Below are 12,035 nucleotides of genomic sequence, written 5' to 3'. Positions count from 1 at the left end.
GTGGGGCCTGGACTACATGAACTCCCGCTACGGCAGCCCCGTCAAGGCCTGGAACTTCTGGCAGGCCAACGGCTGGTACTAAGCCGACAGCACCCCACAACGCTTCCGCACCCCCGCCCACCCGGCGGGGGCGCACGCGTATATACAGGGAAGGACATCCCCTGAGGAGGAGCCGGTGGAGAGTTTCGAGGCGGGGCAGGTGGTCGTGCGGCGAGATGTGTACCGGTGTGGCCGCGTGTGGAGCGAGCACGCGCTGCGCGTAGTCTCCGACACCGGCCAGGCCCTGGTGGCGGCCTGCCCGCCGGGGGCCGAGACGCGCTGGCCCGCCCTGTACGTCAAGGCCCGTACCGACGGCGACCGGTCGGTGCGCACCGAGGCGTTCGACGCGCTGGCGACCGGCACGTGGGAGCTGGCGGACGCGGTGTGGGAGGAGGCCGAGCTGCTGCTGTGGAAACAGCCGGGAGCGTGGTTCAGCGTCAACGCCTTCTACACCGGCGCCGGGCTGCGGAACTGGTACGTGAACTTCGAGCGTCCCACCGTCCGGACCGGCGACGGGTTCGACACCTTCGACCTCACCGTGGACCTGGTCGTCGACCCCGACCTGGCCGGCTGGCAGTGGAAGGACGAGGACGAGTACGCCCACGTGCGGCGGCTCGGCATCATCACCGAGGCCGAGCACCGCGCTGTGGAGGCCGCCCGCGATCAGGCCCTCGCAATGCTCACCGAGCGTTCCGGGCCGTTCGCCGGTGCCGCCGCGTGGACGTCCTGGCGGTGGAATCCGGCCTGGCCCGCCCCGCGCCTGCCGCGTCCCGCGCAGGGCGGGCAGAGGGGTGCGTCGACGGGCGGCTGAGCCGTTGGGCGGACAGTCGCCTTCCGCGATAAGGATGCAGATGAACAGCCCCCGGAAGCCGGAGCCTCCGGGGGCTGTCGTCATCGTCCGGCGTCTACCGCGCCGCGTAGCCGAAGGCCACCCCGTTCGCCGGGAGGCCGCCGGAGCCGGGCTTGTACGTGGTGACGGGAGCGACCGTGCCGCCCTGCGTCACATTGGACATCGGCAGCGCGTAGAGCGCACCGGTGGCCACCGGACCGAAGGGCATGCCCACGTACAGCCTGGTCGCCGTGAAGTGGATGTTCTTGCCCAGGTACTGGTTGGCGCCGGGAGTGCCGGGGATGCCGTCGCCGTCGCCGGCCTCGATCCAGCGGTCGTTCGGACCGGCCGATCCGGCCAGCGAGAACGTGTGCACCGCGCCCGCGTTGGCGCCGGTGCCGAGGTCCTCACCGGGCGTTCCCACGGCGAGCCGCATGGAGGCCACGGTGCTCACCGAACCGGGAGCGGTGTTGACGGCGGTGAGGTACTCGCCCATGCGGTCACCGGTCTCGGAGGTGCCGGAGACGTCGTCGTCCGCGGTGCCCTGCTTGAGCTCGCGCAGATAGCTCCAGGTGCCGTCGGGCTTGATACGGATCTGCACCACACGGCCAGCGTTGGCGCGGTCCTCGGTGCCGACCGTGACGCTCTCACCGGGGGAACCGATCGCGAGGATCGACTCCGTGGCGGCCGCGGCGCCACTGGCCCGGAACGGGGCCATGGCCACCGCGTACCCGAACTGGTCGCCTGCCTCGGCGCCGCCGGAGATGGCCGCGTTGTTCTGGTCGAGCCCGGACAGCGGCAGGGGGTGGCCGGCGGAGTCGAAACGGTTGGCGTCGAAGATCACGACGCCGCCGGCCTTCGCCGTGCTGCCGAGGGCCTCGTTGGGGCTGCCGATGGCGATGTAGTTCTGGTCGGCGGCCACGGACCAGCCGAAGAGGTCGCCCGCCTCGGGGTCGCCCGGAACACCGGCCGTCGACTGGTTCAGCGCCAGGCTGCCGGTGCCGTACACGTAGAACGCGCCACCCGCCTTCGCGGCGTCGCCGAGGGTTTCACCGGGCACGCCGACGACCAGGTACGGCCGGCCGGCGTCGTTCACCGCGGCCGCGATGGTGTGGCCCATCCGGTCGCCCGCCTCGGACGCCGCGCCCGCGATCGAACCCGTACCGGCGCCCTGTTCGAAGTGTGTGGCCTTCAGCGTGCCGGTGCCCAGGCCGCCGGCCGCGCCGTACAGGATGTCGACGAAGCCCGCGTCGGTGGCGGTGCCGACGCTCTCGCTCGGGGTTCCGGCGACCAGGTCGGTGAAGCCGTCCTTGTTCCAGTCGATGGTGGCCAGGGTCTCGCCGAAGTAGTCGTCCGGCTCGGAACCGCCGGGCACCCAGTCCAGGTCCTGGCTGATCTCCGCGGTGCCCTTGCCGCCGCCGTACACGACGCGGATCAGACCGGCCTTCGCGTCCGTGCCGACGGTGGCCTGGGAATCGGAGATCGCGATGTCCTCGGCGCCGTCACCGTTGAAGTCGGTCATCCCGGCCGGCTTCGGGGTGGTGCCCCCGCCGCTGAGAGCGGTACCGAGGTCGATGCGCGGGGTGGTGGCACCGGTGTAGGTGATGCCCCGGCCGCTGCTCTTCAGCAGGGCCGTCAGGTCGGCCACGCTCTTGGTGGGGAAGGCCTGCTTGAGCACCGCGAACGCACCGGCCACGTGCGGCGCCGCCATGGAGGTGCCGTTCTTGGAGGCGTAGGTGCCGCCGGGCACGGAGGACACGATGCCCGTGCCGGGGGCGAACAGGTCGAGCAGCGGGCCCCGGTTGGTGAAGGCGGACAGCTCGTCGTCGTCGGTGGTCGCGCCGACCGTGACGGCGGAGGAGATGCAACCGGGCATGCTCACCGCGTCGGTGTGGCCGTTGTTGCCGGCCGCGATCACGGTGGCGACACCGGCGCTCAGCAGGCTGTCCACGACGGGCTTGCGCAGATCGCTGTCGCAGGCGGTGGTGTAACGGCCGTTGCCGAGGCTGAGGTTGGCCGCGACGATCGGCGTACCGGCCTGCTTGAGCTTCAGCACGTGCTCCAGGCCCTTGAGCTGGGCGCTCTGGTAGCTGCCCACGCAGGGGGCGGCGCCACCGCAGAACTCCTCGGTGGTGAACTCGCTGAAGACCTGGATGGCGACGATGTTGGCGCCGGGTGCGACACCGTGCTTGGGAGCGCCGGTGATGCCGGTGCCGTCGCCCGCGGCGATACCGGCCACATGGGTGCCGTGGTCGCAGCCGGCCATGGTCGCGCAGGGGCCGGCCGCGGCGTTGGCGGCACCTGCGCCCTCCTGCGTGTCCGCGCCGTTCGGGCACAGGCTGACGACGCCGCTCTCGGCATCGCTCGGCGAGAAGCAGGCCTCGGCCACGACCCGGTTCTTCAGAAACGGGTGGCTGGTCTCGACGCCGGTGTCCAGGACGGCGATCGTCTGGCCCGCACCGGTCTTGCCCGCCTTGTAGGCGTCGTCACCGCCGATGAGCGGGATGCTCTCGTCCAGGGTCGGCCGCTCCACCTTGTCCTCGGTGACGCTGACCACGCCCGGCTTCGCGGCGAGTTGGTCGAGGCCGGCCCGGTCCACCTTGAGGGTGACCACCGGCACGGTCTCGAATTCCTGCTTCTTCTCGCCGGCGGTCGCCGCGTCGGCGACATCCGCGAGGGTCTCGGTGACGACGTTGACACGGACCTTGCCGCCGCCCGCGGTCTCGTCGTAGAGCGGCGGGTCGACCGGGTCGTTCGCGGCTTCGGCCGCTGTCGCGGTGCTCGGCGGTGTGACGGCGAGGGCCGGTATCGCGACGCCGAGGGTCACGGCCGTCATCGCGGCGACGACCGTGGCCCGGATGGTTCTCTTCATATTGCCTCGGTGAGCAGGGGGCGCGCCATGGCTGGGCCTGTGGGGAAGCGGACATGGCTCGGCCCGGGGGAGATGCGGGGGACGATGTGGTGAGGATCCCGGCGGAACGGGCCGGGCGGCGGTAGGTGTCCGCCACCCGGCCCGTTCACACCCGATGGGCGTGCTCCGTCAGGAGGTCGTGCTGTACGTCGTCAGCGGGTGCGGGGACCGTGCTCAGGTCTTGTTGGCACCGTTCTTCGGGTTGCCCTTCCAGGCCACGGCCTTGAGGTAGACGTACGCGTAGGAGTTGCAGCGCCAGCGGACCAGGATGTTGTACGCCTTGCAGCTGTGCGTCTTCATCGTGCTGTAGAAGGCGTTGTCGACGTTCGACTTCTTGCTGCGGTCCAGGTAGTACCTGTAGCCCTTGTACGTGTTGCCGATCAGGCCGTAACCGTAGTCGTGAGTGTCGCACGCGGCCCGGAAGTTGAAGCCGCCCGGGCGGCTGACGTTCGGGCCGGGGGTGCTGCAGCCGTCGTAGAGGATGCCCGCCACGCGGAAGCCGGTCGGGGTGTACCGGAAGTACGGCCAGTGCCAGCCGTAGTGCGCGGCCCACGCGACGCAGCCGCGGTTGAGGTACCACATCCACTCGGTGGCGCGGTTGCAGTAGCGCGGGTAGGCCTGCGGGTCGGTGATCTCACCGGTGGTGAAGTCCCCGGCCGGAGGCGTGGTCGCGGTTCCGTCGCCGGCCGGACCCTGCAACGGCTCGGTGGCGGACGGCAGGTCGGTGCCGACGGGCGCGGCGTTCGGGGCGGCCGAGTCGGCCGGGAACGTCAGGTCCCACTCGCCGTTGGACGGCGAGGCGACGTCGGAGACACGGCCCGCGGAGTCGTAGGCGTACGACGAGACCGGGTCGGTGCCCTCGACCGGGTTGGTCACGTTGCGCAGCAGACCCGAGGCGTCGTAGGAGTAGCGCGCCAGCGTCTGCGTGGTGGCACCCGAGGTGAGGGTGATCTCCTTGGCGCGGCCCGTGTACTCACCGAGCGCCGTGCCGGTGGCCGTCGTGGCGGTCGAGTACTTGACCGTCAGCGACTGCGCCGGGGCGTCGGCGGTGGCGGGCTCGCTGACCGTGGCCACCCGGCCCTTGGTGTCGTAGGACACCGTGGCGGTGGCGCCCTCGGCCAGGTTGCCCACGCTGGTCACACGCCACTTGTCCGTGCCCGGAGCGACCTGCTTCCAGTTGTAGGTGGCCGTGAGGTTGGCGGTCCCGACGGCCGCGTCCGCGTCCTCGTCACCGGTCACGTCGGTGTCCGGGGTGCCGGTGGCGGGGGCGAGGGTCTCGACCGCGGTGGTCACCAGCGTGCCGGTCGCCTCGTTGTACGTGGTGGTCTCGGTGAGCTTGTCGCCGCCGGCGGTCTCGTACTTCTTGACGCCGCCGCCGCTCGGGTAGTCGACGCTGCTCTTCAGGGCGTACGAGATGGCGGCCTTCGCGTCGAGGTCGGTGACCACGACGGAGTCGGCCTTCTGCTCCAGCTTGCGGTTGAGCTGTCCCCCCAGGAACCCGGCTTCCCAGCCGGGGCCGAACACGCCCTGGTCCGGACGGGTCGCGGGCGCCGACTCCGGCCTCGCGACTCCGTCCGCGCCTTCGGTCACCGTGTGCGTACGGCCCATGAGGCCCTCGGCCACATCGGTCTCGTACAGCTCGAAGGACTTCTCCGCGGTGGAGTACAGGCCGGGACCGACCTGCTGGATCTCCCCGTCGGCCAGCGGCGGATCGACCGTGGCGGCAGCGGCCTGCGGCTGCTCGCGGACAGCGGCTCCGGCGGTCTGCTGCGGGAGCAGCAGCGCCATGGAGAGCGCGGCCATGACAGGCAGAGCTGTCTTGCGCACGAGTCCCCCCTCGTGTCGTAGGTGTGTCGCTTGATCGCTGCGGACCCTAGACCGGCGCAGAACGCGGCCACAAGTGTCTTACATGTGGTGGTAGTTGGTTCCGCTTCCTTGCGGCAGTGAAGAACAGCCGGCCGCGACACGAGGTTGAGTACGCGTACTCATGTGGCGCGTACGGTCCGGCCCAACACTGGGCGCATGAAGCGAACCCGAGTCCGGATCGAGGCAGTTGACCCCGTAATGCGCCGCCGCCGACGCACCCTCGCGGTGACGGCTCTCGCCGCACTGGCCCTGACCGCCTGCGGCTCCGAGCAGCCGGATCCCCAGCGGGAGCGAGTCAAGTCCGCCGGTACAGTTTCGGCCAGCGAGGACGCGGCCTTCCACGCCATGTTGGACAAGGTGGCGGGGGAGTGCCCCCCGCCGGGCACGAAGAGGGAGTCGCCGCCCGCCCCGCCGGGCGGGAGGCCGACCGCTCCGGTGGAGGCGCCGTCCGGTGCCACGGTGGAGCCGCCGCCGGGCGGCGCGGTCGAGCCCATCGCTCCCACGGCGGGCCCGGAAGCGGAGCTGGACGCCCGCGACTGGTGCGCCGGCGTCCAGCACGAACAGCGGGTGGCGGAGGCGCTTCTGCGGCTCGAGCGGCCCGATCCCGCCCAGGTCAGGAAGGTGTTGAACGGCCTCGGCTACATCGACGAGCGCATCCACGGACTGCGGCGGTCCGGTGCGGTCACCCAGTTCGTCGTCGACCTCCGCGACAAGGGAGGACGCCTGTGTCTGGACGGCACGGCCAACGGTGAACTGACGGAGGTCGAAGCCTGCGTGGCGCCTGCGGAGGGAACGTTCGACATTGCAAATATCCACCGCAGGCTGTGAGTCTTCTGTGAACGAGGTCACATTCTTCGTCTCATCCTGTGTGAGAAGTCGATGACACCCCGTTGCGCGCATATGAGGAGTTAGTGTCCTGAATCGGTGATGTCGTGGCGAGTTCGGGGGCGCCGGGGCATTGGGGGCGGTTGTCCAGACGGATCGCAGCTGGAGTTGCGACAGCAATCACCCCTGCCCGCGGATGCCTGGGATCCACACTCGGTCGCCGAGAGGAGTGCCCGGCGCACGCGCTGCCGGATCTGCTTGGCTGTGGACATGAGCAACCCGACTTCCGTTTCGAAGGCAGCCGTTGACCCCGGCGAGCTGGTCCGGGACCCCTACGGCGGCTACGGCCGGCTGCGTGAGGAGGGACCGGTCCACCGGATCACCGGCACGGACGGCCTTCCCGCGTGGCTGGTCACCCGGTACGACGACGTCCGCCAGGCGCTCGCCGATCCCCGGCTGTCCCTGGACAAGCGCCACGCGACTCCGGGCGGTTACCGGGGCCTGGCCCTGCCGCCCGCGCTGGACGCCAACCTCCTCAACATGGACCCGCCGGACCACACACGCATCCGGCGCATGGTGTCCAAGGTCTTCACCCCCCGGCGCGTCGAAGCGCTCAGGGTACCGATCCGGCAGACCGCGGACCGGCTGCTCGACGCACTGTCGGGACAGGACGAGATCGACCTGATCCCCTCCTACGCCGCTCCGCTGCCGATCATCGTGATCTGCGACCTTCTCGGCGTGTCCCAGGCCCGGCGCGCCGACTTCCGCGCCTGGACCGACGCCCTGGTCGCGCCCGACCCGGCACGGCCGGAACGGGCCAGGGAAGCGGTCGGCCACCTGCTGTCCTTCTTCACCCGGCTGATCGCCGACAAGCGCGCCCATCCGGCCGACGACCTGCTGTCCGCCCTGATCGCCGTACGCGACCAGGAGGACCGGCTCGACGAGGACGAGCTGATGTCACTGGCCTTCCTCATCCTGGTCGCGGGGTACGAGAACACGGTGCACCTCATCGGCAACGCGGTCGCGACACTGCTCGCCCACCCCGAGCAGCTGGCCGCCCTGCGGGCCGACCCCGGTCTGCTGGACCGGGCGATCGAGGAACTGGCGCGCTACGACGGACCGGTACCCCTGGCCATCCGCCGCTTCCCCACCGAGGACATCGTCATCGGCGGCGTCACCGTCCCGGCCGGAGAGACGGTCCTGCTCTCGCTCGCCGCGGCACACCGCGACCCGCGCCGCTTCCCCGACCCCGACCGGCTGGACATCGGACGTGACGCCGGCGGGCACCTGGCGCTCGGACACGGCATCCACTACTGCCTCGGCGCCCCGCTCGCCCGGATGGAGACGGGCATCGCACTCACCGCGCTCTTCGACCGCTTCCCCGGCCTGTCGCTCGCCGTCCCCCCGCACGAGCTGCGCCCACGACCGTCCATGCGCTCCCGTGGCCTGCTCGCGCTCCCCGTACGCCCAGCGGGCCGGCGGGAGCGGACCACTGCCCCCGCCGCGGCCGGATGACCGACGCCGGGACGGCGGGGAGGGGGGAGGGGGAAAGGACCGACCGCGGCACCGGCACCTTGCGCGACGGGCCACGGGGTGTGCCGCGGCCCGTCGGTGGTGACCGGCTCAGAAGCCGGTGAGGGTGATCTTGCCGATGGCGGTGCCGGCCTCCATGACGCGGTGCGCCTCGCGGAGATTCGCCGCGTTGATCCTGCCGAGGTCCTTCACGGCGGTGGTGGTGACGATGCCCGCGTCCACCAGGCGGGCGACCTGGGTCAGGATGTGCCGCTGCCGGTCCTGGTCGGCGGTGCGGAACAGGGAGCGGGTGAACATGAACTCCCAGTGGAAGGAGATGCTCTTGGGCTTCAGCACGCCGACGGGCAGGGAGTCGAAGTCGTCGATGGCGACGATCCTGCCGAAGGGGCGCAGGGCCTCGGCGTAGGCGGCGAGGTTGCCGGTGGTGGCGGCTGTGCTGAACACGTGCGTCAGGCCGCTCGGAGCCACTTCGGCGAGCTGCGGGACCAAGGGCTCGCGGTGGTCGATGATGTGCCGCACACCCATGCGGGTGGCGAACTCGACGGTCTCGGGACGGGAGGCGGTGCCGATGACGGTCAGGCTGGTCAGGGCACGGGCCAGCTGCGCGGTGACGGAACCGACACCCCCGGCCGCGGCGGTGATCAGCAGGGCCCCGTCCTGGTTCAGACCGCCGTTCTCCAGGCCGAGGTGTTCGAACAGGCCCTCCCAGGCGGTCAGCGAGGTCAGCGGCAGGGCCGCGGCTTCCGTGAAGGACAACGTGGCGGGCTTGAGGGCCACGATGCGCTCGTCGACCGTGTGGTACTCGGAATCGGCGCCGGCCCGGTCCAGGGCGCCGGCGTAGTAGACCTCGTCGCCGACCCGGAACCGCTCGACCTCGTCGCCGACGGCGACCACGGTGCCCGCCGCGTCCCAGCCGAGCACCTTGATCCCGCCACCCGGGTCGTTGTTCTGCCGGACCTTGTAGTCGACAGGATTGACGGCGATGGCTTCGACCTTCACCAGCAGGTCGCGCGGGCCGGGCTCGGGGACGGGCAGTTCCACGTCGATCAGGCTCTCCACGTCGTCAATGGGGAGGCTCTTGCGGTAACCGACGGCCCGCATGGTGGTCTGGTTCATGGGACGATCTTCGCTTTCGGGTGGGGTGTTCGCAGGGAAGTCGTGGTGCGCGGGGCCGCCGCCGCGCCGCCGGCACCCGTTCATCGTGCCCTCGCGGCAGCCCATAAGTCCAAGGACTCCTTGGCATCTGTTCTATAAGCTGAGCGCATGGCGACGCTGCGACAGCTGGAGTACCTGGTGGCCATCGTGGACGAGGGATCGTTCACCCGCGCCGCGGAGAGCCTGAACGTCACCCAGCCCGGGCTCTCCCACCAGTTCCAGGCACTGGAGCGGGAGGTCGGCGGGCCGCTGCTGGAGCGGCTGCCGCGCGGCGTACGGCTCACCCCCGCCGGCCGGTCGATGCTGCCCCATGCCCGGGCCGCGTTGGCCGAGGCCGGCCGGGCCACGGTGGCCGCCCGCCGCGCCGCCGGCGTGTCCACCGGTGAGCTGCACCTGGCCACGCTCTACTCGGTCAGCTCGGGCGTGCTGCCCACGGTCCTGGGCCTGTGGCGCCGGAAGCACCCGGGCGTGCGCATCCGGCTGTTCGAACACCGCCGGAGCGACGAGATGGCGCAGGCCATGGCCGCAGGCCAAGCCGACGTCGCCGTGGGCCCGCTGCCGGAGGACTGGGAGGGCACCGCCCGGCACATCGGGGCCGAGGAGTTCCTGGTCGTCACCCGGTCCGACGATCCGGTGGCGCACTCCGACCGGGCACCGCGTGTCCGGCTGTCCGATCTCGCCGAGCGGGAGTGGGTGCACTTCACCCCGGACAGCGGTCTGTCCGACATCCTCGAACGGGCCTGTGACGCCGCCGGTTTCCGCCCCCGGGTCGCGGTACGCACCGAACAGGCCCCGTCGGCCATCGGGTACGCCGCGGCCGGGCTCGGTCCCACACTCGTGCCCGCCAACACCATCCCGCCGCATTTCCCCGGCGCCTTCCTGCGCCCCGACCCGCCCCTGCGCCGGCAACTGACCGGATACACCCGCACCAGCCCGGACCCGGTCACCGCGTCCTTCCTGGAGACCCTGGGGGAACACGCCCCGCTGATGCCGGCGCACGTCGCCAGACGCCTGCGCACCGCCGAGCGCTCCGTCCGCCGGAATCCGCGCGGGCTGCCGACCCGGCAGGATTGATGGACCAAGCCCGGGGGACAAGGGGTCCGCGCGCCGGAAAGGACCTATGGCCGTGCGGCAGCCTGCCGCAGGTGGCGACTCACCTCGCCGACGAGGCGGATGTCGACGCGTCGCTCGGTGAAACGCCACTGTCCGCCACGGCGCTCGAAGCGGTCGCGGTACCGGCCGGCGGCGACAGGCTGCAGCGGCAGGTCGGGCAGCGCCTGCAACACGGTGACGTAGGAACGCGCGACCGCCGTGCCGGCCTGCTCCTCGACCTCGATGGCGATATCGGAGGTGACGTGCTGGGTGCGTGGCGTGCCGTCAGCATGGACGATCAGGGTGTCCCTGAACATCTTCTCGACCGCTTCCCCGCCACTCACCGGCGGGCCGCTGCCCATGATGGCCGCGAGCGCGACGGTGGGGACAACCGTCCGTCCGTATCGATGGCATCGAGCGCGCCTCGGACGGCGTACCTGACGAGCCGGCCCCGTCAAGCCGGTGACTCCCACCGTGCTTCGACGCCTTCGATGCGCGGCTCGTCGGCGGTCATGGCCGGTGGCTGCCGGCCAGGGTTCGGCCAGGTCCATGACGGAACAGTCGTGGAAGCGGTGCCCGGGCGGCAAGGGCTTCGATCAACTCGGCGACGGAAGGGTCCGCCAGGCGCACATACCGGTGCCGGCCCTTGCGTTCCTCGGCCGGCAGGCCGCCGGTCACCAGCCGGTTCAGATCGCTGGTCGCTGTGGACGGCGCGACCCCCGCGAGCCGTGCCGGTTCCGTCGCCGTCCATGCCCGGCCGTCGAGCAGCGCGAGGCAGAAAGCGGCGCGGGTGCGGTCGGCCGGCAACGCCCCCAGAGCGGCGAGGTCCGGTTCCTTGGCATACATATCGGAGCTGATCACAGCACCATTGCCGGCAGCCGATGTTTCGACGCACACCGAAACGTCCCGCCCCTAACGTCTTGAGGCATGACGACTGACACCCACCGAGTGATCCGGCCGAGCATCCTCTACTTCGGCACGCCCGTGGTCCTGCTGACCACCGAGAACGAAGACGGCACGTTCAACCTCGCTCCCATCTCCTCCGCCTGGGCGCTGGGACAGCACATCGTCCTGGGCCTCGGCAGCGAGAGCCAGACCGCGCGGAACCTCGCGGCGCGCTCCGAGCTGGTGATCAACGTCGCCTCGCCGGAGCTGTGGGAGCAGGTGGAGCGCCTGGCGCCGCTCACCGGGGCCGACCCGGTGCCCGAGAGCAAGCGGGCGGTGTACCGGTACGAGCCCGACAAGTTCGCCGCGGCCGGGCTCACCCCGACCGCCTCCCACATCGTGAAGCCTCCGCGGGTCGCCGAGTGCGCGCTACAGCTGGAGGCACGGGCCCGCGCATTGACGCCGGGCGGAGCGGGTCTCTTCTTCAGCGTCGAGTGCGAAGTGCTGCGCGTCCACGCAGACGAAAGCATCGTCGTGCCGGGCACACACCACATCGACCCCGCCCTGTGGAGCCCGCTCATCTACCCCCGGACAGTGACCCGGCGCGCGGGTCCGGGCGCGTGGCGTGAGCGAGTCGGTGAAGGACCCCACATGACGCACGTCACCTACGACCGGACACCGTAGTACCTTTTGCCCGATTGGCCCCTTCCCGCACCCCGCCTGACCTGCGGATTGAGACCCACACCACACACCCGGCATTCCTCCCGCATCCGGCCACCACTAGTAAAGGGGGTCATTGCAGGCACCTTCCGGGGCTGCTTATCTGGATGACGTCGCCAGGCGCCACGAGCCCCGCAGCGGGCCGCGGCGCCGACGCATGCCGGCCACCACCACGTGGCC

10 protein-coding genes and 1 pseudogene are annotated in these 12,035 nt (G+C 71.1%); 6 read left to right on the top strand and 5 right to left on the bottom strand.

Going from position 1 to position 12,035, the window contains the following annotated elements:
* Nucleotides 1–82, top strand: an 82-nt coding sequence (locus IH25_RS42735; RefSeq protein WP_455431029.1) for an aggregation-promoting factor C-terminal-like domain-containing protein, incomplete at its 5' end; no start/stop codon positions are given.
* Between the two features lie 93 nt (nt 83–175).
* The gene (locus tag IH25_RS0136570; RefSeq protein ID WP_078844607.1) at nt 176–850 is read left to right on the top strand and encodes a DUF402 domain-containing protein; all 675 of its coding nucleotides are present in this window, start codon (nt 176–178) and stop codon (nt 848–850) included.
* Nucleotides 851–944: 94 nt separating this feature from the next.
* On the opposite strand, the gene IH25_RS42730 is transcribed toward IH25_RS0136570, so the two are convergent.
* Together IH25_RS42730 and IH25_RS0136555 are read right to left on the bottom strand one after the other, a co-directional pair.
* A complete protein-coding gene (locus tag IH25_RS42730; RefSeq protein ID WP_051754385.1) occupies nt 945–3,740 on the bottom strand; it encodes a S8 family serine peptidase in 2,796 nt (931 codons plus the stop codon).
* 213 nt (nt 3,741–3,953) lie between these two features.
* A complete protein-coding gene (locus IH25_RS0136555) occupies nt 3,954–5,606 on the bottom strand; it encodes a phospholipase A2 (RefSeq protein WP_051754384.1) in 1,653 nt (550 codons plus the stop codon).
* Between the two features lie 195 nt (nt 5,607–5,801).
* Between IH25_RS0136555 and IH25_RS42725 the strand changes: the two genes are divergently transcribed.
* Both IH25_RS42725 and IH25_RS0136545 read left to right on the top strand, forming a co-directional pair.
* Nucleotides 5,802–6,473: a hypothetical protein gene (locus tag IH25_RS42725; RefSeq protein WP_245172990.1), complete on the top strand. Its 672-nt coding sequence runs from the start codon at nt 5,802–5,804 to the stop codon at nt 6,471–6,473.
* 267 nt (nt 6,474–6,740) lie between these two features.
* Nucleotides 6,741–7,985, top strand: a complete 1,245-nt coding sequence (locus IH25_RS0136545) for a cytochrome P450 family protein (protein WP_030621205.1) — start codon at nt 6,741–6,743, stop codon at nt 7,983–7,985.
* A 108-nt stretch (nt 7,986–8,093) separates the two neighbouring features.
* On the opposite strand, the gene IH25_RS0136540 is transcribed toward IH25_RS0136545, so the two are convergent.
* The gene (locus tag IH25_RS0136540) at nt 8,094–9,119 is read right to left on the bottom strand and encodes a zinc-binding alcohol dehydrogenase family protein (RefSeq protein ID WP_030621202.1); all 1,026 of its coding nucleotides are present in this window, start codon (nt 9,117–9,119) and stop codon (nt 8,094–8,096) included.
* A gap of 147 nt (nt 9,120–9,266) precedes the next feature.
* Between IH25_RS0136540 and IH25_RS0136535 the strand changes: the two genes are divergently transcribed.
* A complete protein-coding gene (locus tag IH25_RS0136535) occupies nt 9,267–10,232 on the top strand; it encodes a LysR family transcriptional regulator (protein WP_051754383.1) in 966 nt (321 codons plus the stop codon).
* A 44-nt stretch (nt 10,233–10,276) separates the two neighbouring features.
* On the opposite strand, the gene IH25_RS42720 is transcribed toward IH25_RS0136535, so the two are convergent.
* Together IH25_RS42720 and IH25_RS40365 are read right to left on the bottom strand one after the other, a co-directional pair.
* Nucleotides 10,277–10,801, bottom strand: coding sequence for a nuclear transport factor 2 family protein (locus tag IH25_RS42720; RefSeq protein WP_078844606.1), 525 nt, complete (start codon nt 10,799–10,801; stop codon nt 10,277–10,279).
* A gap of 19 nt (nt 10,802–10,820) precedes the next feature.
* Nucleotides 10,821–11,096, bottom strand: a pseudogene (locus tag IH25_RS40365) (ArsR/SmtB family transcription factor); the annotation flags it as partial.
* 81 nt (nt 11,097–11,177) lie between these two features.
* Between IH25_RS40365 and IH25_RS0136525 the strand changes: the two are divergent.
* A complete protein-coding gene (locus IH25_RS0136525; RefSeq protein WP_245172989.1) occupies nt 11,178–11,819 on the top strand; it encodes a flavin reductase family protein in 642 nt (213 codons plus the stop codon).
* Nucleotides 11,820–12,035: the final 216 nt, after the last annotated feature.

Origin of the sequence: Streptomyces achromogenes subsp. achromogenes (genome assembly GCF_000720835.1) — a bacterium.
In the GTDB taxonomy this organism is placed as follows: Bacteria; Actinomycetota; Actinomycetes; order Streptomycetales; family Streptomycetaceae; genus Streptomyces; species Streptomyces achromogenes.
This window is presented reverse-complemented; position numbering and strand designations above follow the sequence as displayed.